The organism is Rothia sp. LK2588, assembly GCF_040946465.1.
In the GTDB taxonomy this organism is placed as follows: Bacteria; Actinomycetota; Actinomycetes; order Actinomycetales; family Micrococcaceae; genus Rothia.
This window is the reverse complement of sequence record NZ_JAYWLS010000003.1, coordinates 288,815-312,469: the sequence shown is the minus strand read 5'-3', so window position 1 is coordinate 312,469 and position 23,655 is coordinate 288,815. Positions and strand designations below refer to the sequence as shown.

Annotated in this window: 19 protein-coding genes, 1 tRNA gene and 1 other RNA gene; 11 read left to right on the top strand and 10 right to left on the bottom strand. The window is 64.5% G+C overall.

Features of this window, described 5'->3' with window-relative positions:
* Positions 1-239 precede the first annotated feature (239 nt).
* Together tgt and VVR12_RS08440 are read left to right on the top strand one after the other, a co-directional pair.
* Positions 240-1,712 carry a tRNA guanosine(34) transglycosylase Tgt gene (tgt, locus tag VVR12_RS08445; RefSeq protein ID WP_368550813.1) on the top strand — a complete coding sequence of 491 codons (1,473 nt, stop codon included), beginning with the start codon at positions 240-242 and terminating at the stop codon, positions 1,710-1,712.
* A gap of 26 nt (positions 1,713-1,738) precedes the next feature.
* Entirely contained in the window at positions 1,739-2,242 is a 504-nt protein-coding gene (locus VVR12_RS08440) for an SRPBCC domain-containing protein (RefSeq protein WP_368550754.1), read from the top strand.
* Between the two features lie 70 nt (positions 2,243-2,312).
* On the opposite strand, the gene VVR12_RS08435 is transcribed toward VVR12_RS08440, so the two are convergent.
* From VVR12_RS08435 to VVR12_RS08400, 8 genes are all read right to left on the bottom strand, one after another.
* Positions 2,313-3,386, bottom strand: a complete 1,074-nt coding sequence (locus VVR12_RS08435; protein WP_368550753.1) for an FUSC family protein — start codon at positions 3,384-3,386, stop codon at positions 2,313-2,315.
* A 24-nt stretch (positions 3,387-3,410) separates the two neighbouring features.
* Complete coding sequence (locus VVR12_RS08430) at positions 3,411-3,896, bottom strand: acyl-CoA thioesterase (protein ID WP_368550752.1); 486 nt, start codon at positions 3,894-3,896, stop codon at positions 3,411-3,413.
* A 106-nt stretch (positions 3,897-4,002) separates the two neighbouring features.
* Entirely contained in the window at positions 4,003-4,125 is a 123-nt protein-coding gene (gene ykgO, locus VVR12_RS08425) for a type B 50S ribosomal protein L36 (protein WP_368550751.1), read from the bottom strand.
* A gap of 58 nt (positions 4,126-4,183) precedes the next feature.
* Positions 4,184-4,636 carry a GTP-binding protein gene (locus VVR12_RS08420; RefSeq protein WP_368550750.1) on the bottom strand — a complete coding sequence of 151 codons (453 nt, stop codon included), beginning with the start codon at positions 4,634-4,636 and terminating at the stop codon, positions 4,184-4,186.
* A gap of 130 nt (positions 4,637-4,766) precedes the next feature.
* Positions 4,767-5,234 carry a hypothetical protein gene (locus VVR12_RS08415; RefSeq protein WP_368550749.1) on the bottom strand — a complete coding sequence of 156 codons (468 nt, stop codon included), beginning with the start codon at positions 5,232-5,234 and terminating at the stop codon, positions 4,767-4,769.
* 378 nt (positions 5,235-5,612) lie between these two features.
* Positions 5,613-7,049: an amino acid permease gene (locus VVR12_RS08410; RefSeq protein WP_368550748.1), complete on the bottom strand. Its 1,437-nt coding sequence runs from the start codon at positions 7,047-7,049 to the stop codon at positions 5,613-5,615.
* A gap of 21 nt (positions 7,050-7,070) precedes the next feature.
* Positions 7,071-8,507, bottom strand: a complete 1,437-nt coding sequence (locus tag VVR12_RS08405) for an amino acid permease (RefSeq protein WP_368550747.1) — start codon at positions 8,505-8,507, stop codon at positions 7,071-7,073.
* Between the two features lie 125 nt (positions 8,508-8,632).
* The gene (locus tag VVR12_RS08400; protein ID WP_368550746.1) at positions 8,633-9,379 is read right to left on the bottom strand and encodes a queuosine precursor transporter; all 747 of its coding nucleotides are present in this window, start codon (positions 9,377-9,379) and stop codon (positions 8,633-8,635) included.
* Positions 9,380-9,569: 190 nt separating this feature from the next.
* Here VVR12_RS08400 and VVR12_RS08395 point away from each other — a divergent pair, with 190 nt between their 5' ends.
* Complete coding sequence (locus tag VVR12_RS08395) at positions 9,570-10,241, top strand: TetR/AcrR family transcriptional regulator (RefSeq protein ID WP_368550745.1); 672 nt, start codon at positions 9,570-9,572, stop codon at positions 10,239-10,241.
* 13 nt (positions 10,242-10,254) lie between these two features.
* Here the strand turns inward: VVR12_RS08395 and VVR12_RS08390 are convergent, their stop codons facing one another.
* Positions 10,255-11,652, bottom strand: a complete 1,398-nt coding sequence (locus VVR12_RS08390; protein ID WP_368550744.1) for a DUF1501 domain-containing protein — start codon at positions 11,650-11,652, stop codon at positions 10,255-10,257.
* A gap of 48 nt (positions 11,653-11,700) precedes the next feature.
* The gene (locus tag VVR12_RS08385) at positions 11,701-13,260 is read right to left on the bottom strand and encodes a DUF1800 family protein (protein ID WP_368550743.1); all 1,560 of its coding nucleotides are present in this window, start codon (positions 13,258-13,260) and stop codon (positions 11,701-11,703) included.
* A 574-nt stretch (positions 13,261-13,834) separates the two neighbouring features.
* Here VVR12_RS08385 and VVR12_RS08380 point away from each other — a divergent pair.
* The 8 genes from VVR12_RS08380 (at position 13,835) to VVR12_RS08345 (ending at position 23,614) form a co-directional block, all read left to right on the top strand.
* Positions 13,835-13,922, top strand: a tRNA-Ser gene (locus VVR12_RS08380).
* A 211-nt stretch (positions 13,923-14,133) separates the two neighbouring features.
* Positions 14,134-14,230: signal recognition particle sRNA small type (gene ffs / locus VVR12_RS08375), an RNA gene on the top strand.
* A gap of 131 nt (positions 14,231-14,361) precedes the next feature.
* On the top strand, positions 14,362-17,418 hold the full coding sequence (locus tag VVR12_RS08370; RefSeq protein ID WP_368550742.1) for a DNA polymerase III subunit gamma and tau: 3,057 nt from the start codon (positions 14,362-14,364) through the stop codon (positions 17,416-17,418).
* 32 nt (positions 17,419-17,450) lie between these two features.
* On the top strand, positions 17,451-18,701 hold the full coding sequence (gene recR, locus VVR12_RS08365) for a recombination mediator RecR (protein WP_368550741.1): 1,251 nt from the start codon (positions 17,451-17,453) through the stop codon (positions 18,699-18,701).
* A gap of 478 nt (positions 18,702-19,179) precedes the next feature.
* Positions 19,180-19,713: a DUF2087 domain-containing protein gene (locus VVR12_RS08360; protein ID WP_368550740.1), complete on the top strand. Its 534-nt coding sequence runs from the start codon at positions 19,180-19,182 to the stop codon at positions 19,711-19,713.
* A 25-nt stretch (positions 19,714-19,738) separates the two neighbouring features.
* A complete protein-coding gene (locus VVR12_RS08355; RefSeq protein WP_368550739.1) occupies positions 19,739-20,908 on the top strand; it encodes an MFS transporter in 1,170 nt (389 codons plus the stop codon).
* A gap of 473 nt (positions 20,909-21,381) precedes the next feature.
* Positions 21,382-22,680, top strand: a complete 1,299-nt coding sequence (locus VVR12_RS08350) for an aspartate kinase (protein WP_368550738.1) — start codon at positions 21,382-21,384, stop codon at positions 22,678-22,680.
* Between the two features lie 28 nt (positions 22,681-22,708).
* Entirely contained in the window at positions 22,709-23,614 is a 906-nt protein-coding gene (locus tag VVR12_RS08345; protein ID WP_368550737.1) for a 3-methyladenine DNA glycosylase, read from the top strand.
* Positions 23,615-23,655 lie beyond the last annotated feature (41 nt).

Sequence of the window (23,655 nt, the reverse complement as noted above, 5' to 3'; positions counted from 1 at the left end):
TTGCCCGGCCGGCAAAGGTTTGCGACCCCTAAAGTATCCCCCCCCCTGCGACCGCGGGTTTCCCGCCGCCGGAGGTTTACGACCGTCAATATCCCTTGGCGACCGTACTTTGCTGGTCATCGGGGGACTTCCGCGGCCGCAACCAGGGTTGAGCCCCGCGCCCCAGGGACTTTCGCGGTCGCAACCGCGCCGAGAGGACAGGACGCCAGGAGCGGCCCACCTAGTAAACTAGTCCCGTGCTGAACACAGACTTTGCAAACCCCACCTTCTCCTTCGAGTTGAACAACCGCCTCACCGACACCGCGCGTCCTGCGGCGGAGCGCGAGGCCGCCAACGGCGGGCAGTTCCAGGGCCGCACCGGCGTGATCCACACGCCGCACGGTGACATCCAGACCCCCGCCTTCACCCCGGTGGGCACCAAGGCGACCGTCAAGGCCGTGCTCCCCGAAGCGATGAAGGAACTCGGCGCGCAGGCGCTGCTGGCCAACGCCTACCACCTCTACCTGCAGCCCGGCCCCGAGGTGCTGGACGCCGCCGGAGGCCTGGGTGCCTTCATGAACTGGTCGGGTCCCACCTTCACCGACTCGGGTGGTTTTCAGGTGATGAGCCTGGGCTCGGGGTTCAAGAAAGTCATCGACATGGGAACCGTGGCCGGTGCGCGCGGGGCCGATGGGCGTCCGCTGGGTGACGACGACGTGGCCGCCGGCAAGGAGCGCATGGCTCACGTCGACGACGACGGTGTGAACTTCAAGTCGCACATCAACGGCGACATGCACCGCTTCACCCCCGAGGTGTCTATGCAGGTGCAGCACCAGATCGGCGCCGACGTCATGTTCGCCTTCGACGAGCTGACCACCCTCTACAACTCGCGCCCTTACCAGGAGGAGGCGCTGGAGCGCACCCGTCTCTGGGCGTTGCGGTGCATCGCCGAGCATCAGCGGCTGACCGCCGCCCGCGCCGATAAGCCCTATCAGGCGCTGTTCGGTGTGATCCAGGGTGCGCAGTACGAAGACCTGCGGCGCAAGGCCTGCCGGGATCTCGGCGCGATGGAGTTCGACGGTTTCGGCATTGGCGGCGCGCTGGAGAAGGAGAACCTGGGCACGATCGTGCGCTGGTGCACCGAGGAGCTACCGGAGAACAAGCCCCGTCACCTGCTGGGGATCTCCGAACCGGATGACATCTTCGTGGGTATCGAGAACGGCGTGGACACTTTCGACTGCGTCTCCCCCACGCGCGTGGCCCGCAACGCCGCCGTCTACACCCCGGATGGGCGCTTCAACCTCACGAACACCCGCTTCAAGACCGACTTCACCCCGATTTTCGAGGGTTGCGACTGTTACACCTGCACGCACTACACCCGCGCCTATGTACATCATCTGTTCAAGGCCGACGAGCGACTCTCGGCCACGCTGGCCTCGATCCATAACGAGCGCTTCATCGTGAAGATGGTGGACGACGCCCGCCAGGCGATCGACCGCGGCGACTACTTCGAGTACCGCGACGAGTTCCTCGGCAAGTACTACGCGAAGAGGGCCGCTCAGCTGAAGGCTCAGGAAGAAGCGAAGGCGCGCAAGGCGGCCAAGGACGCCGAACGTCGGGCCGCCGCCGAAGCCCGGCGAGAGGCCAACGCCCGCGCGAAGGCCGCCGCCGAGGCGCGTCGCGCGGAAGAGGCCCGCCTGGCTGAGCAGAACGCTACCGAGCAAGACTCCTAACGAACCCACCCCTGCGAGAGGACACCATGGCAGATTTCCCCCTAGATTCCACCGCAAAGTCAGACCTGCTGACCGTCAAACGCGATTTCGCCGCGACCACCGGTGAGGTGCTGGCCGCGTTCACATCGGCCGAGGTTTTCAAGCGCTGGTACGCGCCCGACGGCTGGACGATCAGCGAGGAGAACTTCATCTTCGAACCCAAGGTGGGCGGACGCGTCCAGCTGCTAATGCGCCACGAGATGGGCGAGAAGTTCCTCGCCCCGATCTATCTGCGCTTCGAGTCGCTCACCGACACCTTGATCGAGTTCACCGAGGCCATCGCCGGGCCCACCGGTCAGCCTTCCGATCAGATGCTCGGCTGGCGGGTTCGCTTGACCCCGGGCACCGTGGTGACCGACGCCGGGGTCGGCCAGGGCACCACGCTGGTTCTCGAGCAGGGTCCGTTGCCGGAGACCGTGCACGAGCAGGCCCGGGAGACCTGGCACCAGTCGTTTGCCAATCTTGAGAAGGTGTTACAGCCGGACGCCTAACCGAGCACGGCGTCCGGCGCGGCCTCAGCGCGCCGTGCCGGCGCGGTGCCCCCGTCACGAGAGCCGGGGCCTACTGCCGCCAGTGCCGAGCGGCACGTACCACAGGGATCGCCACGGTGTCTTTGCCCAGGTGCTCGGGCCCCGGCGAGACAACCGCGCCGAGCAGACCGACAGCCACGCCTACCGCGGTCTCGATCATGCGCAGGGTCAACAGCTCGTAGCTGGAGAACGGCGCCGCCAGGTGTAGCATCAACAGCGCCAGCGGGGTGATGAAGATGGCCGCGATGCCGTAGTTACGCATCACGAAGATCTCGGTGACCAGCTGGGCCACGACCACTAGCACGGCCACGTGCCAGGCGTCGGGGTTCATCGAGACGAAGAACGCGGTCACGAGCACGCCCAGCAGGGTTCCCACCACGCGGTGGACGCCGCGGATCACCCGGTCTGAGGTCGTCGGCCCGGCCAGCACCGCGGCCGCGGCCACCATCGCCCAGTAGGCGTGCGAGAGGCCCATGAGGTTTCCTGCCAGACCTGCGGCAGCGACCGTAAGAAAGTTCGTGAGGGTTTGTGTAAGCATGGTGCGGCGATCCAGCGGCGTGCGCGGTGCCGGGTGGTGGGCGCGTCCTTCCCGGAAAAGCTCACCCAAAATCACACCCAGCACGAGCGATAGTGCCGCCGATCCTGCCGTCAGCGCCACGTCGCGTAGCGCGTGCCCGCTATAGGGAACGCTGGCGATCGCCGCCGAGGCGAAGATGTAGAACAGCGGGCCCGAGGGCTTGAGATTCAGGAGCATCGCCACGTACGCGCACAGCGCCGAGACCACCGAGGTGCACAACACCAGCGCCGCGCCGGCCACGTGTCCCGCCGAAAGGGCCAGCCCCACTCCCACGCACAGCGTCATCAACGCACCCGAGGCACCCTGCTGAATCATGCGTCCGCGCAGGGGCTGCATGCGGCCGTACATGGAGGAGAAGGCGCCAAAGGCGGTGAAGATCGTCAGCTTCGGTTCCCCCAGCGCCAGCAGGATCACCAGCGGGATCCCCACGGAGATCGCGATGCGCACGGCGGGCAGGGTGTCTCGATATACCACGTGCGGCGGCACATGGAGCAGTCGTTGTACGGGAGAGTTCTCGCTAGATCCCATTCAGTCCTTCGTCTCGTCGGGCTCTCAGTGGTTCGGGGTGGGATGGTTCTGGGTGTAGGCGGCGAGCGCCTCGCGCTGGGTCTTGCTCAACCGCACGAGCCGGCCGGCCCGGGTATCGAAGAAGGCCAGTTGCGTGGAGGCCGACACGCAGTGGGTGCCGGTGGCCTCGTCGTAGACCTCGTACCCGATCGTCAAGGACGCCGGGGTCACCTTCTCGATGCGCACCTCCACGCGCGCGGGCACGCCCCGGTAGGGCAGCACCGCCCGGTACTTAGCGTGGTTCTCGGCGACCAGCGCCTGCACGCCTGGGTCGAAAGTGGCGAACAGGTCGATGGCCGGTCGCGGCTGGTCGGCCGGGGCGTCTTCACCGGAGGAGGGCGGGCGTCCGAAGACGGCCACGCGTGCCTCCTCGAGGATCGCGAACATGGTGACGTTATTGACGTGCCCGTAGGCGTCCATGTCGCCCCAGCGCAGGGGTACGCGCACCGTAAAAGTTGTTGGTTCCACCATGATTGCGATTGTACCGCCGCCGAGAAGAGGCCCGCAGACAGATGTGAGGCGCGAGATACCGGGTGTTAGCCGGCAATCACGCGCCTCACTGTAATCTGCTTCGAAACTAGCCCTGGCGAGCCTTGAAGCGGGGGTTCTTCTTATTGATCACGTAGGTGCGGCCGCGGCGGCGAACCACCTGCGCGCCGGGCATCTTCTTCATCGATCGCAACGAGTTGCGGACCTTCATTTCTCCTCATTTCTGCCGCGCCCATGAACGACGCGGCGGTTGACTTGCGGTGGACGGTCTAGGCGTGCGCGGGGCTGGGGCGCACGCACGATTCCAGGAGCTGCTGGATCTCGGCGGCGTCGACGTCGTCACCGGTGATCGCGATGCTCGTACCTGGGGCGGCCTCGATGACGTCGAGCGGGCCGGTGTTCTCAAGCCAGACGGCCGGGCCGATGCCCTCGATCGCGATGCGTTCGCCGCTGTAGTCGGAGAGGCTGACCACGCCGCGCACACGGCAGGCGCCCTCCACCATCTTCGGCAGCGCCTGCGAGAACAGTTCCTGGTCGATCACTCCGTCGGCGTGCACCAGTACCGTGGCGAAGTTGCTGCCCCGGTGCACCGTGGGGGTCTCCGGGGTGTGCTCCTGCCCGGTGTGGGCGCGGTTCAAGTGCGGCGGGAGGTGCCCGGAGACCGTGCGGGTGCGGGCGTCCTCGAATTCGAAGCAGCCGCAGGGTACGGTGGGTTCGGCCACGATCTTCAGGTGCGGGGCCAGGTGTTCGAGGAGTTCGGTGGCGCGGGCGACCTCGCTCTCGGTGGCGTGGGTCAGCGGGATTTCGGCGGTTACCGCGGTGTCGGCCCAGCCCAGCTCGCCGACGAGAAACTCACCGGGGGTTCGCTCGTCGGTGGGGTCGGGGGGTCACGCCGGAGTCTGCGAGGACGCGGCGGGCCCACAGGTCGTCTTCGAAAGTAGTGATGTCGAGGGCGGTCACGACGTTGCGCACGGTGCATGCTCGGTTCTCGGCGAACTGTAGGGTGCCGGCCACCGAGATCGCGGTCGGCAACGCGATGATCAGCTCGGAATCGTCGTCGAAACTTTCCAGCGCTTCGTCGACCAGGGCACCGGTCGCGCAGCTCACGCACTCGGCCTCGACGGGCAAGGTGGACACCGAGGTGGTGGTCGCGGTGGTGCGGGTGAGCTTGAAGGGGAACTCCCCCTCGCGGGTCTGGTCGAGCACGTCGAGCGTGAGTACCTGGGCAGGACGTTGGCCCTCCCCGCGCGCGTTGAGCAGGGTGTGTAGGGCGCGCTCGCGGGCGAAAAGGCTCAGGGAGGAGATCACGGAGACAGGCATGCCCAAGAGCATAGCTGAGAATCATTCTCATGTAAAACCGGCGTGGGTATTGATGGGCGGTGGGCGGTCCTGCATCTGATCCTGACGCCGAAAGGCCGCGTCCCTCACCAAATGGGCCGCTTCCCTTTCGAGAGGCCGTCCTACATGCGGCCTTTCGACAGCAAGGCGGACTCTCGGCGGATCGCCCCATGGAAACGCGATCCCTCGCGCGAAACGCAGCCCCTCAGCGGATCGCCCCGCAGAAAAAGGAGTCGCCCGGCCAGAACAGCCGGGCGACCCCTTCAACACACAGACATTGAAAGCATGAGCGGTTTCACGCTAACGATATGTTCAGTCTATTGAAAACGATTCTCAAATGCAAATCATTCTCAATAACGATTATTCGTGTCCCCCACCCGAGGCCATGCGAGCCTCGGCGAACGCCTCGTCGTCGGGCACGTGCGTCCTTTTCACCACACCGAAGTAGACCATCGAGAGCACTACGAAGTAGGTCACCCCGGCAATCGCCGGCAGGGTGCCGCCGGTGCGCGCGAACAGCGAAGCCCACACCGCCAGTAGCATCAGCACGCCCAGCCCGGCCGTCCACATGCCACCGGGCAACAGGAAGTCGGAGGTCGCACCCTCCACGCGGCGGTATCCGATGTAGGCCATCAGGATCAGCACCCACACGGTCAGGGCGCACACCATCGTCAGCGTCATCATGGTGCCGAAGGCCGACTTCGGAGCCAGCGTCGCCAACACGATCGCCAGCACCACGCCCGAGGTCGAGAACCACATGGCGCGCACCGGAATGCCGCTGGCCGACGTCCTACTCATCGCAGTAGGCGCCATCGAGTCCATCGCCAGCGAGTGCATCAGGCGGGTACCCGCGTACAGGTTCGCGTTCGCCGCCGAGAGCGCGGCCACCAGCACCACCAGGTTGGTGATCGTCGCGATCGCGGGAATACCCAGTTGCGCGAAGACCAGCACAAACGGGGATGCCTCCACAGAGTCCCCCAGCTGGCTCGCCTGTTGCCACGGCACGAGCGCGAGAATCACGAACATGGCCAGCACGTAGAAGGTGCCTAGGCGCCACATCATGGCCTTGGCGGACGTTCGCACCGAGCGGGCGGGATCTTTCGCCTCCGCCGCGGAGACCGAGAGCATCTCGATGCCGCCGAAGGAGAACATCACGATCGACATCGACAACCACGCGCCGGTAATGCCGGTGGGCATAAAGCCGTTGTCGGTCAGCGCGCTCACGCCCGCCGCCGGATGGTTCGGCAGCCCGAAGAAGATCAGGCACAGAGCCACCAGAATAAACAGGGACAGCGCGATGACCTTCACCGAGGAGAGGAAGAACTCGATCACGCCGAAGTACTTCACACTCTTGATGTTCAGCCCGATGATCAACGCGCCGAACACCACGATGCCCAGCCACAGGGGCAGCTGCGGCCACCAGAACTTCAGGTAGGTGGCCACGGCCACCAGCTCGATGCCGGTGATGACGACGGTCGCCGTCCAGTAGGCCCAGCGGGTCAGGAACCCGGCGAAGGGCCCCAGGTAGCGGGCGGCGATGGTGCCGAAGCCGCCGCGTACCGGATAGCGCACGGCCATCTCGCCGGTGGTGCCACCGATGATCGCAGCCAGCAAGGAACCCAGTGCGTAGGAAATAATCACGGCGGGGCCGGCCACCGCGATCGCCTGACCCGAACCCAGAAACAGGCCGGTGCCCAGCGCCGAGCCGAGCACGATCATGGTCATCTGACCGTGGGTGAGGGTACGGGCAAGGCCCCGCTCGGTGCGGGGCCCCGGTTGAGAAACAGATCCGCTCATGTGTGTGAACTCTTTTCTGCGTTATTTGTTGACGGCCGGCAACTCGGCGGTTTGGGTGCGTGCCTCATCGAATGCGGCGTCGTCGATGATCTGAGTCTTGCGGACGGCAACCACGTAGATCACGCTGATCACCGCGAAGAAGAGGATGCCCACCAGCAGGGGCACGGTCATCTCGCCCAGCGCGACCATCGCGGCGAAGGTGGCCACCACACCGGCCAGGCCGAGACCCGCGGTCAGGCGGCCGCCCAGCACGCGGAAGGGAGAGGCGTCGCCCTCACGCTTCTTGTAGGCCATGTAAGAAATCATGATAAGTGCCCACACCACCAGCACGTTGAAGGTCACCAGGGCCATCATGTACTGGAAGATATGGCCAACTCCGGTGATCGCCAAGATCACCGCGGCCACCGAGCCGACCATCGAGATCACCAGGGCCAGCACCGGAATGCCGTTGCCGCCGGTACGCGAGAATACGCGCGGGGCCATGCCGTCGTGCGCCAGCGCATGCATCTGACGGGTTGCGGCGTAGAGGGCCGCATTGGCGCCCGAGAGAGCGGCGGTGAGCACCACGAAGTTGGTGATCGCGGCGATCGCCGGAACGTTCAGGGCCGAAAAGACCATCACGAAGGGGCTAGTGGCGATCTCGCCCTTGAGGGTGGCGGCCTGCTTCCAGGGCAACATGCACATAATCACGAACATCGCACCCACGTAGAAGGTGGCCAGGCGGTACATCATCGCGCGGGCCGCCGAGCGGACGGCGCGCACCGGTTCTTTCGCCTCTGCGGCCGAGACCGAGATCAGTTCGATACCGCCGAAGGAGAACATGACGATGGCGAGGGCCAACCAGATCGAGGAGGGGCCATTGGGCATGAAGCCGCCGTCGTTGGTCAGGTTAGACAACCCGGTGGCGGGCTGGCCGGGCAGGCCGAAGAAGACGAAGAGCAGGCCGATGACGATGAACACCATCACGGCAGTGACCTTGATCGAGGAGAGCAGGAACTCCAGCGCACCGAAGGAACGCACGCTGGTCAGGTTCAGGCCGACGATCAGCGCACCTGAAATGACCACCCACACCCACAGCGGGACCTGCGGGTACCAAAAGCTCATGTACTGCCCCACGGCCACCAGCTCGGCGCCGACCAGCGGCACCGTGGTAGCCCAGTAGGCCCAGCGGGTGACGTATCCAGCGTAGGGGCCGAGGAAGCGTCCGGCAATGGTGCCGAACCCGCCGCGCACCGGGTAGCGCACCGCCATCTCGCCGGCGCAGGCACCGATGATGGCGGCGATCAGCGAGCCGATGGCATACGAGACGATGACGGCGGGACCGGCGATCTGAATAGCGCCGCCGGATCCGAGAAAGAGACCGGTGCCCACGGCCAGGCCGAGGGCAATCATGGTCATCTGGCCGTGCGAAAGGGAACGGGTGAGCCCGCCCTGCGACTCGGTCTTAGTACTGCTCATTGGATGATGGCCTTTGTGTGAGATAAACGAGGGGTACTGTATATACCGCTAGTAGAAAGTATCACTTTAGCGGTGATCGACTTTCATTGTGCGTCTCACATGATAGACACCTCACATGAGGGGACCTAGCGCGCAGGCGACCGCTCCCCCTCAACCGCCGCTCGATAGGTCGGCTCGTGGCGCTTGAACCACCCGATGACCGGCACGGTAATCGGCATCAGCAACACTTCAACCAAGCACTTGTAGAAATAACCGACCAGCGCGTAGTTGGCGAACTGCCCCAGGGTTTCGATGCCGATGATGGGAGCGGCGATCGCGCAGAAGATGAGGGTGTCGGCGAGCTCGCCCACCAGCGTCGAACCGACCAGGCGGCCGACCAGCAACTTGCCGGCGGTGCGGCGCTTCATCCACACCATCACCCAGGCGTTGAGCAGCTGACCGGTGATGAATCCCAGCAGCGAACCGGCCACGATCAGCGGCACCGGAGACAGGGTTACCTCGAGGGCGGCCTGCCCCTCGTAGAAGCTGGCAGCGGGAAGCTTGATGATGATCCAGAAGCAGATGGCGGCGAAGAGCGCCAGCGAGAACGAAAAGATGATCGCGCGACGCGCCTTGGCGAACCCGTAGATCTCGCTCATGACGTCGCCGATGATGTAGGCCAGCGGAAAGAGAAAGAACCCGCCATCGGTGATGATCGGGCCGAACTCAACGCCCTTGGAGGCGCCGATGTTAGAGAGGATCAGGATCACGGCGGTGGCGCCGAGCATGAGGTCGAAGTAGGTGCGCGGCGCGGTGGCGAAGGCCGGGGACGGGCGGCGGTCGTCCTGAACGTGGACGTCGGGGGCGGCGTTGCGACGGTGGGTAGCGGACATAGTTCAGCCTCTCAAGCTTCTGTATGGTTTCACGTGCGACCCGTCTGCCACCCAGGTCGTGGATGATTCTATCGTAGCTACTCAGCCCGACCGCAACCCCCTGTGAGGAGTGGAGTTACTCACTGTGAATACGCTGACAGATTCTAAGAATCCGTCACCGGGTGGTGACATCTTGGGCTAAACTGTCACCATGCCACGTATCTCTGCAGCCACCAACGCCGCCCAACGCGAAAACACCAAGCGCGCCATCCTCGATTCCTTCGGCCGCTTGCTCTACACCAAGGGCCTGCCCGGGCTGACCATGACAGACGTGGCGAAGAACGCCGGTATCGGCCGCACCGCTGTCTACAACTACTTCGCAGACATGGGCGAGCTACTGATCGCCTACGCGATGGACGAAACCGACAAGTTCCTCGGCGACCTCGAGGAAGGATTGACCGGCATTCACAACCCCATCGAGAAGCTGGGGATCTACATCCGCCTAGAGATTGAGCGACTCTCCTTGCATCACATGCCGCCCGGCCCGGCCATGCGCTCGGTGCTCTCCCCCGAGTCGTACGCCAAGCTCGGTCAGCACGTTGCAGAGCTTCAAAAGGTGCTGGCGAACATCCTCGCCGAGGCCATGAGCCAGGGGTTCATCCCGCGCGCCGACCTGCGACAGCTGGCGCACCTCGTGCACGGTTCGCTGAATTCTTCGGCTGACCGCACCGGTGCCACCGAGTCTGCCGAGGCCCGCCAGGCACAGATCGACGCCACGATTCGTTTCATTCAGTTGGGGCTGGGTGCCCGCTTCGATGCCGCCGGCAATCCCGTACGGGTGGACGCCGCAGGCAACCCGGTGCGCCTGAGCGCGGCGTCCTAACCCGGGCGAGCGCCTAGTTCAGCACGCCCACCGGCTGCGGCGTGAAGCCGGGGAGCACCTGCGCGATGCGGGCGGCGTCCACACCGAGGCCCTTAGACATTACCTCGGCCGCCAGCGAGCGGTAGTCGGTGTGGATCGCGTTGTCCTTGTCTTGCGAGTTCTTCAGGCCGCTCCATGCGCCGCCGGCGATCTTTCCGGTCGCCTTGCCCGAGAGGATGAACGAGAAGTTGCCCGCGCCGTGGTCGGTTCCGTGGGAGGCGTTCTCGATGGTGGTGCGGCCGAACTCGGAGACCGTCATCACCACGACCTTCTGCATGCGCACCGGGCCCATGTCTTGGTAGAACGCGCCCAAAGCATCGCCGAGTTCGCGGGCCAGACCGTTGAGTCGTTCGCGCTGGCCGCGGTGGGTGTCCCAGTCGCCGTGGTCGACCGTGACCACCTGCACACCCTTGTTGGCCTTGATGATCTGCGCGATGTCCCGCATCGACCGGCCCAGCTCCGAGGATCCGTAGTTGGCGCCGTTGGCCGGGGTGTAACCGGCGGCGGCGAGGGCGCGCACCTCGCTCATCCCGTTGAGGGTATGACGCGCGGTGTTGCCGAGCTCGCCGCCGACCGCCTTCGCCACGCGGTTGGCCACGCCGTTGATTGTGGCGGTGTCGAGCGCGTTGCTGCGGATCTTGAAGTCGTCGAAGCTGTTGATCGCCAGCAGATCCTGATCGGCACCGTAGAAGGCGCCGGCCAGTCGGGAGGCGTGTGAGAAGGCGCGGAACTGCGAGCGGTTGTCGGCCGTGACGTCCAGCAGGCGGGCCAACCACCCGGTCTTGTACTGCACCGGCGCCGAGCGGTCGGCCATGGCGTAGTTGGTGAAGTGCGAGCGGGTGTTGTTGTCGATGCCCACCGAGTGCACGATCGAGAGGTCACCAGCCACCCAGGCGCTCTTCAACCCGGCCATCTCGGGGGCCAGCATGAAGGTGCTGTTGAGCTTGTAAGTCCCGGTCATACCCAGGGTCTTGCGGGTGCTCTTGCGGTGAGAGTTGTAGTAGTCGTCGTTGTACGGGGTGACCAGGGAGAGGCCGTCGGCACCGCCGCGCAGGTAGATCATCACCAGCACGGTGCCGTCGCCGAGAGGCTCGGCGCCGTAGGCGTAGCGCGGGGCGGCCGCCTCGGTGAGCATGAGCGAGCTCAGCGAGAGTACACCCGCGCCGCCAGCCAGCAGGGTGCGGCGCTTGACGTCTCGAGAACCGGCCTTGCGCATCATGCGGTCGAGCGCGATGCGGTTGGCCTGGTCGATCGACTTGACGGTCTCACCGGTTTCGGTGTCCACCAGAAAGTTGCGGCGGTCGTCGCCGGAGTGGTGGTGCACCTGGTGCAGGGCGTCGTCCTTGAGGAAAAGAGTTTTCAGGGGTTTCATGGGGAAGTCCTTTTGCGAATCTACGTCGTGGAGCCAGTGGGTCGTGGGTTAGCTGATGAGGAAGTGCGGGCAGGTCAGGGTGGCGTCGACCATGCGGCGCACCTGCTCCTCGTTGCGCACGGCACCCTGTGCAGGACGAGCCGTCATGACCGTAGCCTCGTCGCGCACGGTGGCGTAGGCGGCGATGGCGTTGATGATCTCGGCGTTGTTGGGTTCGTATCCGGTGAGGTAACGGAAGATCTTGCCTGCGGCGTCCACGATCGAGGTGGATCCGAGGGTGATGCCCACCCGCTTGCTCCAGACGATCGGTTCGGCCCAGCGCGAGAAGCTATCGGCCGCGTTGCCGTCCCAGGTGTCGACGTAGTTGGCGTAGCGGTTGAACTGCGAGGGCGCCGCGTAGCTGACCGAGTTGATCCAGTCGTGGGCGTCCAGCGAGTAACCGTTGGTGGCGGGGGCGTCGAAGGGCACGCCACCGGTGTTGTACTTCAGTGTGAGGTACATGCGATACAGCGGCGCGGCGATGGTGGAGGTATCGGAGAGGTTGTGCCAGCCGCGCATCTTCACGTTGCCGGCCGCCATGATGGAGCACAGCACCGTCCACGGGCGGCGAACCGTCTTACCACCAGAGGCCAGGAACTCCGGCGAGGTCAAGAGCTGCTTGAGCATGGGACGCACGTCGGTGTCGTTGTTGACGTAGACGGTCGCGAGCTTCTGCGCCAGCTCTTCGTAGCTTTGGTCTCGGCCGACGAAGTACTGGATCAAACGGCGTGCGATGCGCAGACCGGTGAGGCGGTCGCCGGCGATGTAATCGGTGAGTTCGCGGGCGGTGCGGTACATCGCGGTGGGGGTGGAGCCGCCGTTGCGGAAGGTGCGGCCGGCCACGGTCAGCGGGCCGAAGTAGTGCAGGTCAGGACGGGCCTCGGCGAACTCTTCGTTGGTGTTGCCGCGCAGGCCGGTCAGCAGCTTGGAGACATTCACGACGTCTTGCTCGGTGTAACCCTTTTCGGGGCCCCAACCGTGCAATTCCATCAGTTCGCGACCCATGTTCTCGTTGAGTGCGAAGCGGGTGTTCGTGTTGTTGTCGAGGAACAGCGCCATGGTTTGGCTGGTGGTAATGCACCAGAGCAAGTCTTTGTACTTGCCCAGTGCGCCCTCGAAAAGCAGGCAGACGTAGTCGTGGTAACCGTCGGGGGCCTTTTCGATGGTGGCGGCCAGCATGTCTGCCCAGAACAGGGCCATGGTGCCCTGAAGCTGCTTGTTGGAGCGCCAGAGGCGATGCAGGGCCGCCTCGAGCACGTAGACGCTCACGTCGTAGGGGTGATTCTTCGCGCCGGGCTGAAAGGTGTCCCAGAAGTGCCGGTCGCGGGTCTTGTTGCCGGGGGCGTCGATGAACATGCTCGGGAACAACGCCTTCCGTTCGGTCTCATAGGCGCTGGGTTCGGCGAGGTATTCGGGGTTGAGCTGCTGGTCGAGCCAGGTGTTGACGCCGACCTTTTCGATGTAGCGGGCCCAGTCTGCGGTGGCCGCCACGTTGACCTTGCGCGCGTAGAACCAGGCCTTGCTGGTGATCAAGGGCTGGCCGGAGAGGTAAGTTGAGACGAATTCCATGCTTGCTGTGTGCCTTTGCACTAGGGAGTAGGCGTATTCGGCTCTAAAGGGGCGTAGCGGGCAGGACGCTTCAGCCTCGGATGCGGGGTCTGTGCAACTACGTGCGTTGAGACCGAGTCGCCACCGGGTGCCAGGCGTCATATGATCCGCGGAGCGGGTATTTGCGAGTAATTTCCCTGCGGCTACTCTCACGAGTTGCGCGTCTTTCAATTTACAACAAAACCAATGTGACCTGGGCAAACACTACATATATGGGTACGGGATGGCCCGGTATGGGGGCCGGTTGGCGGACAATTCTGACCGTCGGGGTGGTCGACGGCCGACAGGTGTCTGGGAGAAGTAGCCAGGGTGGGTGGATCTGGCCCAACGTGTGGCGTACCTACCCCCCCCACATCCGGCATGTGGTGCACCTGGTCGGAGCGCGCCTTATACCCAACGCCTGCCCCCACGTCCGGCATGTGGTGCACCTAACCCGGGCGGGTGCGGTTCTCAGATTGCAAAGCGGGCCGAGCTTCGGTAAGCTTTTATCCGTTCGCTTTCGTGAAGTTACACTATGTGTAGCTAAGCAACGCCTGGAGGATTCGCCTAGCGGCCTATGGCGCACGCCTGGAACGCGTGTTGGGTTCACGCCCTCGGGGGTTCAAATCCCCCATCCTCCGCCATCAAACCCCGCATCATCTGCACAGATGATGCGGGGTTTTTGTGTGCCCTGGGATCGCTACGTTTTCTCCGCCTATATTTCGCCGAAAGGCCGCCCCAGCGTCGAAAGGCCGTATGCAGGACGGCCTCTCAGCAGTGAACCGGCCTCTCGGCGAGGAGACCCCGGCACCCACCCCCCAGTTTTCACATCCCGAACGAATCGGGTACACTCTTAGAAGCCCCTTACGTGGCGTTATCTTGGAGAACTCCCCCAGGGCCGGAAGGCAGCAAGGGTATCTGGGCTCTGACGGGTGCGTAAGGGGTCTTTTCATGCCCAAAATTCCCCCAACACACACCCCGTTAAACCTCTCGCCAGCAGAAAAATCGGCTTATATTGTCAGTCCCCCTCAGTAGACTGAACACAGATTCTTTATCCACCACACGAACGTATAGGGTTGAGCTGTGAGTACCGCACTTTATCGTCGCTATCGCCCGGAATCCTTCGCCGACGTCATCGGCCAGGAGCACGTGACCGAGCCGCTGATGACTGCGCTCGCCAACGATCGCGTCAACCATGCCTATCTGTTCTCCGGCCCGCGCGGTTGCGGCAAGACCACCTCCGCGCGCATCCTGGCGCGTTGCCTGAACTGTGTGGAAGGCCCCACCCCCACCCCCTGTGGAAAGTGTGATTCCTGCCGGGAGCTCTCCCGCGACGGCGGCGGCTCGCTGGACGTCATCGAGATGGACGCCGCGTCCCACGGCGGTGTGGACCACGCCCGCGACCTGCGCGAACGCGCCACCTTCGCCCCGGTGCGTGACCGCTACAAAATCTTCATCATCGACGAGGCGCACATGGTCACCCGTGAGGGTTTCAACGCGCTACTGAAGATCGTCGAAGAACCCCCGGAACACATCAAGTTCATCTTCGCCACGACCGAGCCGAACAAGGTGCTCGGCACGATCCGTTCGCGTACCCACCACTACCCGTTCCGTCTGGTTCCGCCCGAGACTCTGCTCGCCTACCTGCAAAAGCTCTGCGACGAAGAGGGCGTGCAGGTTGAAGACGGCGTGCTGCCGCTGGTGGTTCGTGCCGGCGGCGGGTCGGTGCGTGATTCGCTGTCGATCCTCGATCAGCTCATGGCCGGGTCCGATGACCGCGGGATTACCTATGATCTCGCCGTGGCCCTGTTGGGGTTCACCCACGGGGAACTGCTCGACGAGGTCGTCTCGGCCTTCGCCTCAGGCAATGCTGCAGAGGTTTTCGCCGCGGTAGACCGGGTGGTGCAGACCGGGCAAGATCCACGCCGTTTCGTGGAAGATCTGCTCGAACGTTTCCGTGACCTCATCATCGTGCAGGCCGTGCCGGATTCCGCCCAGGCGATTCTGCGTGGCATGAGCCAAGATCAGCTCACCCGCTTGCGTGAGCAGGCCGAGATGTTCGGTCACGCCGAGCTCTCCCGCGCGGCCGATACCACGAACTCGGCGCTCAACGAGATGAGCGGGGCGACGTCCCCGCAACTACACCTCGAGTTGCTGTGCGCACGCATCCTGCTCCCGGCGTCCGAAAAGACGATCGGCGGGGTCGGCGCGCGCCTGGATCGGCTCGAGCGCCGAGTGGCCAACGGGGACTTCCCCGCGGCTGCCGGTGCCGGTCAGGGTGTGAGCGGCGGGCAGGGTTCTGCCGCCGGTTCCGGGCAGGACGCCGGTGAGCGGCCGTCCCGGCGACCCCGACCGAGCCAACCTCAGGACCGCGTGGCTCCTCAGCAGGACCGTGCGCAGACAGACCGCACCCAGCCGGATCGCACTCAACCTGATCGCGCGGTGCAACCCCAGCACCCGGGCCAGGCCCCGGAGCCCGCACAACCTCAAACCGCTCCCCTGGCAAATCTGCGCCGGGAGCAGCAGGCCGGTGCCACTCAGACCCCGGCGCAAGAGACGGGGTCGCGCGGGCCGGTGCAGAGCCCGTCGGGTTCCCAGGGCAGCCCAGGCAACCAAGGCGGCCAGGGCAACCGACCGCGCGGGAACAACACCGTGCAGATGGTGGCTAACGCGTGGCAAGAGGTCGTGGGCCATGTGCAGTCGCCGCAGGCGCGCACGTGGTTCGCGCGGTGTACCCCCTCGAAGTTTGAGGGAGGTGCGCTGTATATCCGCGCCGACATCACGACCCTGCGCCGGGTGAAGGATCACATCGCCGAGTTGAAGACCGCATTGCACGAGGTGCTCCAGCTCGAGGTGGACATTCACGCCGAGGTCGATAAGAGCGGCAACCCGTCGCGCGGCCCGCAGGGAGCGCCGAAGCAGACGCCGCCCCACGAGCAGCAACCGGCGTCGCGACCGCAGCCGACCTCTTCGGAACAGTCGCAACAGGCTCCTCAACAGTCCTCTCAGCGGCCCCAGCAGGGCGGCGCTTCGGCCCCGATCGCCGAGGGCCCGCGGGGAGGTGAGGAGGCATGGCGCGCCCACGGCCAGCCGCGCACCAACGAAGCCCCGCAGTGGAGCACCGAAGACTGGAACAACCCGGTCACCGATTGGGAGGTCGCCTCGATCCCCAATGACGACGCCCCGCTACCCGAGGAACCCCCGCAGGACGAACCTCCCTACGACGACCCCAACCCCGAGACCGGGCCGCAGTTGCGCGTGATCGAGGGAGAGGCCGGGCACCACAGCCCGGAGGAAGAAGCCGCGCGGGAGAACCACCCTTCCTCCGGACGCTGGCGTCGCCCCGACATCTCGGCCGCTCCGGACGCAGAGGACGCCAAAGAGACCGACGCCGACCGCTCCGGCCAGTCCTCGCCCCCGAACGAGGGTGAGCCGAATCAGCCCAACGGCCCTGATTCCGCCGACGTGCCGCACGCCCCAAACGACCAGCCCGCCGATCAGGACGAGGCGGCTCACGTTCCCGAGGGCTACACGCCCAACACGGGGATCGCCGACGGGTCGGTGGAGCCCGCGGACCCCGAGCATTCCAACATTCCCGACCCCGACCCTAGCGCCGGGGAGGTAGAGGCCGACCCCGGAAACCCGCGCGGTTCCGCCACCGAGGAGCGTTCACAGGATTTTAGCCAGGCCCCGAACGGCGGGGCCCAGTACAACGAGATGAGCGAAGGGGTTCCACCACTTGCCGGCGGCACTCCCCCGCTCGGCCGGGCACCGCTGGCCCCTGGCGAACCCCAGGGTGAGCAGCCCGGCTCTGGGGCGCCCGGCCACGAGGGGGCGTCCGGCAGAGCTGAGGTTTCTGGCGGGACGAACCCCGGTGAGACCAACCCTGCCCACGAGCGAAACGCAGGGCAGCGTCCGGGAGGTCGCCGCGGTTTCCGCGAGCGCTTCGCCGCGCAGATCGAGGGTGGTCAGCGTGCCGTCCAGCAGAATCAGCGCGGCCCGGCCGCGGGACAGGCCCCGGAGGAGTTCACCGCCTCAGACGACGACGAGGCGTTGGAGTCGGCGGTGCTGATCGGTCAGCGAGCGGTCGAGAAGATTCTCGGCGGTGTGGTGATCGAGGAGAAACTGCACGGACAGTAGGCCCGTGCACCCGAAACTTTTAGGAGGAACGCATGTACGATGCCGCGGTTCAGAACCTCATCGACGAGCTCGGTCGTTTGCCGGGCGTGGGGCCGAAGTCTGCGCAGCGCATCGCGTTCTACATCCTGAACGCCGACTCGATGGAGATGGAGAAGCTGACCTCGGCGATCGCCACGGTGAAGAAAACCGTGAGTTTCTGCGAGGTCTGCGGCAACGTCTCGGAGACCAAGCTCTGCGCGATCTGCCGCGACGACCGCCGCGACCCCTCGGCGCTGTGTGTGGTTGAGGAGTCCAAGGACGTCGTGGCGGTCGAGCGTACCCGCGCGTTCACCGGCCGCTACCACGTGTTGGGTGGAGCCATTAACCCGCTGGCCGGCATGGGCCCGGAACAGTTGCGCATCCGCGAGCTGGTAGCTCGTCTCTCGGATGAACGCATCAACGAGATCATCCTGGCTATGGACCCCAACCTGGAGGGTGAGGCAACCGCAACCTACATTTCGCGTCTGCTGGTGCCGCTGGGAATCCGCGTCTCGCGCCTGGCCTCGGGCCTGCCCGTGGGCGGCGACCTCGAATACGCCGACGAGATCACCCTAGGACGCGCGCTGGAGGGCCGCCGCGTGATTTCGGAGGGCAACCGCGGGGTTGAGTCGAACCCGGCGGAGGATTTCGAGGAGGCCGTCGAGGCGGACGAGTCGGCCCGCGCCGCCGAGCAACAACGGCATGAGGCGCAGGTGGCCGAGTCAAAGAAGCGCTGGACGGGTTCGATGTTCGACGATCTGGACGACAGCCCGGACGCCGGTTCTGGCTCGGGTGCCGAGGGCTCGGGTGTAGCGGGCTCGGGTGAGGCCGAACAAGGTACCCTGAACGAGCCGCTGATCGAGCAAACGCTGGAGGCGCAGGCCGGTGTCGGTTCTGAGACTGAATCGGGTTCGGGTGAAGATGCTGAGGCCCCCGCCGTGGAGACCGATGCCAAGGCCGACGCCGAGACCACCGTGACCGGTGAGCCCGCCGACGAGCAACTCGCCGAGGAGGTCGAGGCCGCCGGGTTAACCGGTGAATCCGCCGACGATGCCGCTGATGAACCTGGCGACTTCTCCACCGATGAAACCCTCGAATCCGAACGTGCCGACGAAACCGCCGATGAAGCCGCCGATCGCGAGCGCGCGGAGCGGCGGGCGTCCTACGAACAGCGCCTCGAGGAGCTACGTCAGACGCCGCTGCGCACCCCGAAGCCGGACGTCCCGCCGATCCCGGGCCGCCGCTACGTGAACCCCTGGACCTAACTCCGCTACGGTCTAGGCTGCGGGTAAACTACTCCCGCCCAACCGCTGCGAGAGAACGCCCCGTGCTTCCGCCGGTCATGACCGCGAAATTTTGAAACGGAAGGGTTCCGACCGCGAATTGTTCGAAATGACCGCCACTTTGCGGTCATTTCGCAGTTTTCGCGGTCAGGAGCCTCGAGGGGCGACCGCTCGCGACTAAGTGAGTCCGCGCCAAGCGCGCTTGCAACCGCAGAAGTCCCTCAATGACCGGAAACGTACGGTCGCGGAGGGACTTCGACGGTCGCAACCTCGGAACCCGGTGCCCCGCCTGCTATCATGGCATCCAAGGCGCACCCACCGCCTACCGCGACCCCGGCGTCCTAGCAACCGGGCCAGGCGGGAAGGGAACAGACTTCTCGGGTACACGGGCCGGCACAGGCTCCACGTAAGTTTCCGACTTCGAAACCGCAGGCTAGGATGCGAGAAAGTCGACGTACTTATGACTGCCCACAGCAATTTCAAGGCCCTCATCCGCGCCCGCATGGCCGAAACTGGTCAGAACTTTACCTCCGCCCGGGCCGACCTCATCGCCGAGCGCCGAGCGGAGTTCGCCGCCCGCACCGAGTCAGCGCTGGCCGAGCACCGCACCGTGGTTCAGCGATTCTCCGACGGCGCCCGATTCACGACCTGGCCCGCTAAGCGTCGTTCGCGCGCCCACGCCCTGCTCTTTTTGGTCAATTTCTTCATCCCCGGGCGCACCTATACCGAGCCCGAGGTCAACGAGATCCTGGGTGCGCTGTGGAGCGACTTCGCGTTCCTGCGCCGCGAGCTGGTCGAGTACGGGTACCTCGAGCGGGACGCCCGCGGCAACTATTGGCTGGCGACGCAACTCGAGAGCCGCGCCGGGACCGTCCTGCACAATGAGGCCCCCGAATGGGAGGAACTCTGGCTGCCCGACTACCTCGCTGGACGCGCCGCCCCGGTCGATTTCGCGCCGGTAAGGCAGGCGCCGTCCAAGGCTGATCTGGCATAGTGCCGCTTGTAGAGAGAGTCTCCCCATGAAACTTTCATCTACCATTAGCCGGCGCTTGCTCTTCGCGGGGATTTTCCTCTCGGCATTGGGTCAGTCCGTGGCGGCCATTGGATTTACCCTGTTAGCTGCACAAACGGGTTCTTCGCTGGCGCTTTCCTCGGTTTTGATGGCAAATTTGCTTCCTGGGATCCTGCTGGGATTAGTCGGCGGCCATCTCGTTGACCATACTGCGCGAGCCTGGTGGTGGCCGACGTCTTTACTAGTGAGCGCGATAGCATATGGAGTAATGGCTTTAGCGCCCACCTGGCCGGTTATTGTGGGGGCTTCGGCGCTGGTGAGCACCATGTCAGCCCTCTTAGGCACGACCAGTCGCAAATTGGTAACGCACTACGCGACTGACTCCGAGCGCGCTGCGGGGACCTTGACGGGCATTGCGGGTATCGCCGATATTGCGGGGGTTGCTTTGGGCGGCCTCGGCATCGGTGCCAACGCGTTGTCGTTATTGTTGTCGTTCAACGCCTTAACTCTGGTGTTATTCGCTGGTGCCGGTTTTTTGGTCTCCACTCCGCAAGCGCTCTCCCCAGACATGTCGCCCGCACCGAAGGGTTTCTTCGACGGTCTGCACATTCTCAACCGCAAAGAGGTTTTTGGATGGTCCGGTATTTTCCTTTTGATAGGTACTGTTCTGGGGACCTCCCTCGACGATATTTCCAATGTTTTTGTACTGGTCAACATCATCGGTCTTGACCCGCTACGCTTCGGCATCACCTCAGCTTGTTGGGCAACCGGGATCATCGTGGGCGGTTTTTTGTGTCGGAGATTTAGGCTGGCGCCCCTGCAGGTGATGTCTTTTTCTTCGCTCACGATGGGTCTCGTGATTGGTGCTACCAACGTCTTCATACCGGGGTTCTACTTACTGGTCGCCATGTTCTTGTTGGGCAGTACGGCCAACGGATGTTTCAACGCTAGCGTCTGTTCAACCATCATGAAGGGGGTTCCAGGTCATGCACAAGGACGCGCCTGGGCGGCTTTCAGATGGATCGTGAACCTCAGTCTGATGACAGGGTACGTAGCGGGTGCGCTCTGGGGAGCTGATCATCCGCGCGCCCTTGGAGTATTGGGTGGAAGTGGTGCGGTTCTTGTAGCTCTGTGGTTCTGGACTCGGTGGCTTTTGAACGACTGGTCGCGCCGGTGAGCGCAGTGCCAGGGGTTTGCGACCGCTAAGGTACGGGGGCCCGGGGTTTGCGACCGCGAAAGTCCCTTAACGACCAGAAATGTATGGTCGCGGAGGGACTTTCGCGGTCGCCCCTCGATGCTCCTGACCGTGAAAGCTGCGAAATAACCGCAAAGTGGCGGTCATTTCGAACAATTCGCGGTCAGAACGGCCACTGGTTCGCAAATTCACGGTCAGAACCGAAGAATCACTGTCGGGCCGGCCGCCGCGGGAAGACCCCCCCCAGGAAGAAACACCACAAAAAACAACCACAACCCCACGGAACGTTACACAACAGACCCCCGCCCAAACTGCCCACCCGTAAAAACCCGTAACCTACGTAGCATTACCACTTAATGGAACGCGTTTCGCTCCGACCCCGCCCCCTCGCGTACCATGAAACCACCGGGGAACCCTGCCCCGGGTGTCCACGATGTTAGAACTGGAGTAGTTCGATGAGCCTAATTGTCCAGAAGTTCGGTGGGTCTTCCGTTGCCGATGCCGAAGGCATCAAGCGCGTTGCCCGTCGCGTTGCGGACACTCGCCGGGCCGGCAACGACGTGGTCGTGGTGGTTTCCGCGATGGGCGACACCACCGACGACCTCCTGGATCTCGCCGCCGAGGTCACCACCCAAGCTGGCCCCTCCCGCGAGCTAGACATGCTCCTGACTGCCGGCGAGCGCATCTCGATGGCCGTGCTGGCGATGGCCATCAACGACCAAGAGGGCGTTGAGGCCAAGTCGTTCACCGGTTCGCAGGCCGGCATGATCACCGACGGCGTGCACGGCTCCGCCCGCCTCGTGGAGGTCGATCCCAAGCGCATTCGCGAAGCCCTCGACGAAGGCTGCGTGGCGATCGTCGCCGGATTCCAGGGCATGAACCGGCAAACCCACGACATCACCACCCTGGGCCGCGGTGGTTCCGACACCACCGCAGTTGCGCTGGCCGCCGCCCTCAATGCGGACGTCTGTGAGATTTACTCAGACGTCGACGGCGTGTTCACCGCGGACCCGCGCGTGGTGCCCAGCGCCCACAAGCTCGATACCATCACCAGTGAAGAGATGCTGGAGATGGCAGCCAACGGGTCGAAGATTCTTCACCTTCGCTCGGTGGAGTACGCCCGTCGCTTCAACCTGAAGCTTCACGTTCGTTCGTCCTTCTCGCAGCTGGAAGGTACGATCGTTATCCCCAGCGATCCCGAAGAATTCAAACCCACTTATGGTAAGGAGATCCCCTTGGAACAGCCGCTCATTTCTGGTGTTGCGCACGATCGTAGCCAGGCTAAGGTCACCGTGGTGGGTGTGACCGACGTTCCCGGTTCCGCCGCCAAGCTCTTCGGCCTGCTGAACGAGGCCAACATCAACATCGACATGATCGTGCAGAACGTGCCGACCGACCGCACCGGCGTCACCGACATCACCTTCACCCTGCCGCAGGATCAGACCGACAAGGCCGTCGCCACCATCTCGCTGGCGAAGGAAGAACTCGGCTTCACCGACATCACCTTCACCGACGAGATCGGCAAACTGTCCCTGGTCGGTGCGGGCATGAAGGCTAACCCGGGCATCTCGTTCAAGTTCTTCGACGCGCTCTCCTCCGCAGGCGTGAACGTGCAGATGATCTCCACCTCGGAGATCCGCATCTCGGTCATCACCGAGCTGGACAAGCTGGATGAAGCCGTGCGCGCCATCCACACCGCTTTCGGCCTGGACGCCGAGGGCGAGGCCACCGTCTACGGCGGCACCGGCCGCTAACCCGGCGCCGCACCCATAGAATGGTGGGATGCGAGTTTTAGAGGCAGAACAGTGGCGCGAGCTGGCCGCCGCCCACGAGCGGCGGGCGGCGCGCTTCGCCGACCCGTTCGTGCAGCGGCGGAACCGGGGCGAGAAGCACCCGGTCGAGGACTTCCTGTTCACCTACTACACCCTCAAGCCGGGGCAGTTTAAGCGCTGGCACCCCGGGGCGGGCGTGATTCTGTTGAACGCACCCGAGGTGGTCGAACGCAAGTTCTACCGGCCCGCGACCGAGGCCGAGTTGTTGAGCGCCGGCCTCCCCGCCGAGCGGGCGGGCGACGAGAAGCTGCGGGCGGTGTCCGCGGTGGTAGACGTCGCCGCGTTTCTGGAGAAGCGCGAGACCGCGGTGAACTTCACCCGCGAGATCCTCTCGAACACCGCCGAGAAGCCGGGGTTCTTCGGCTGTTTTGGCCTGCACGAGTGGGCGATGGCGTATAAGTCGGAGGAAAACAACATCCGCCACGAGTACCTGGATCTGCGCCTGGGCGCGGCGGGCACCGACGCGGTGGTGGAGAACAACCGCATCCGCTGTTCGCACTTCGACGCCTTCCGATTTTTTATGCCGCAGGCCGCGCCGCTGAACGAGATCCAACCGACGCGTGAGGAGCAACGACACCTCGAGCAACCCTCGTGCATGCACGCCAACATGGACGTCTACAAGTGGGCGTACAAGCTGTTGCCGCTGGTGCCCTCCGAGCTGGTGATGGATGCCTTCGAGCTGGCCTGGGAGGTACGGCAGCTGGATATGAAGGCGGCCCCGTACGACCTGCGGAACTGGGGTTTCGAACCCGTTAAGGTGGAAAACCCGGAGGGTAAGGCCGAGTTCGTGCGGCAGCAGCGGGCGTTCGCCGAGCGGTCGGTGGAGGTACGCCGCCGCCTGCTCGCTTGCCTCTAACAAGATCCGCGAATTCCCGATTTCTGCACGTTTTCCGTGCG

What these genes read in the sequence shown, in the direction of transcription:
- VVR12_RS08440 (WP_368550754.1), top strand. Translation starts at nt 1,739, where the DNA reads ATGGCAGATTTCCCCCTAGATTCCACCGCAAAGTCAGACCTGCTGACC.
- VVR12_RS08435 (WP_368550753.1), bottom strand. Translation starts at nt 3,386, where the DNA reads ATGGGATCTAGCGAGAACTCTCCCGTACAACGACTGCTCCATGTGCCG.
- VVR12_RS08430 (WP_368550752.1), bottom strand. Translation starts at nt 3,896, where the DNA reads ATGGTGGAACCAACAACTTTTACGGTGCGCGTACCCCTGCGCTGGGGC.
- ykgO (WP_368550751.1), bottom strand. Translation starts at nt 4,125, where the DNA reads ATGAAGGTCCGCAACTCGTTGCGATCGATGAAGAAGATGCCCGGCGCG.
- VVR12_RS08415 (WP_368550749.1), bottom strand. Translation starts at nt 5,234, where the DNA reads ATGCCTGTCTCCGTGATCTCCTCCCTGAGCCTTTTCGCCCGCGAGCGC.
- VVR12_RS08410 (WP_368550748.1), bottom strand. Translation starts at nt 7,049, where the DNA reads ATGAGCGGATCTGTTTCTCAACCGGGGCCCCGCACCGAGCGGGGCCTT.
- VVR12_RS08405 (WP_368550747.1), bottom strand. Translation starts at nt 8,507, where the DNA reads ATGAGCAGTACTAAGACCGAGTCGCAGGGCGGGCTCACCCGTTCCCTT.
- VVR12_RS08400 (WP_368550746.1), bottom strand. Translation starts at nt 9,379, where the DNA reads ATGTCCGCTACCCACCGTCGCAACGCCGCCCCCGACGTCCACGTTCAG.
- VVR12_RS08395 (WP_368550745.1), top strand. Translation starts at nt 9,570, where the DNA reads ATGCCACGTATCTCTGCAGCCACCAACGCCGCCCAACGCGAAAACACC.
- VVR12_RS08390 (WP_368550744.1), bottom strand. Translation starts at nt 11,652, where the DNA reads ATGAAACCCCTGAAAACTCTTTTCCTCAAGGACGACGCCCTGCACCAG.
- VVR12_RS08385 (WP_368550743.1), bottom strand. Translation starts at nt 13,260, where the DNA reads ATGGAATTCGTCTCAACTTACCTCTCCGGCCAGCCCTTGATCACCAGC.
- recR (WP_368550741.1), top strand. Translation starts at nt 17,451, where the DNA reads ATGTACGATGCCGCGGTTCAGAACCTCATCGACGAGCTCGGTCGTTTG.
- VVR12_RS08360 (WP_368550740.1), top strand. Translation starts at nt 19,180, where the DNA reads ATGACTGCCCACAGCAATTTCAAGGCCCTCATCCGCGCCCGCATGGCC.
- VVR12_RS08355 (WP_368550739.1), top strand. Translation starts at nt 19,739, where the DNA reads ATGAAACTTTCATCTACCATTAGCCGGCGCTTGCTCTTCGCGGGGATT.
- VVR12_RS08350 (WP_368550738.1), top strand. Translation starts at nt 21,382, where the DNA reads ATGAGCCTAATTGTCCAGAAGTTCGGTGGGTCTTCCGTTGCCGATGCC.
- VVR12_RS08345 (WP_368550737.1), top strand. Translation starts at nt 22,709, where the DNA reads ATGCGAGTTTTAGAGGCAGAACAGTGGCGCGAGCTGGCCGCCGCCCAC.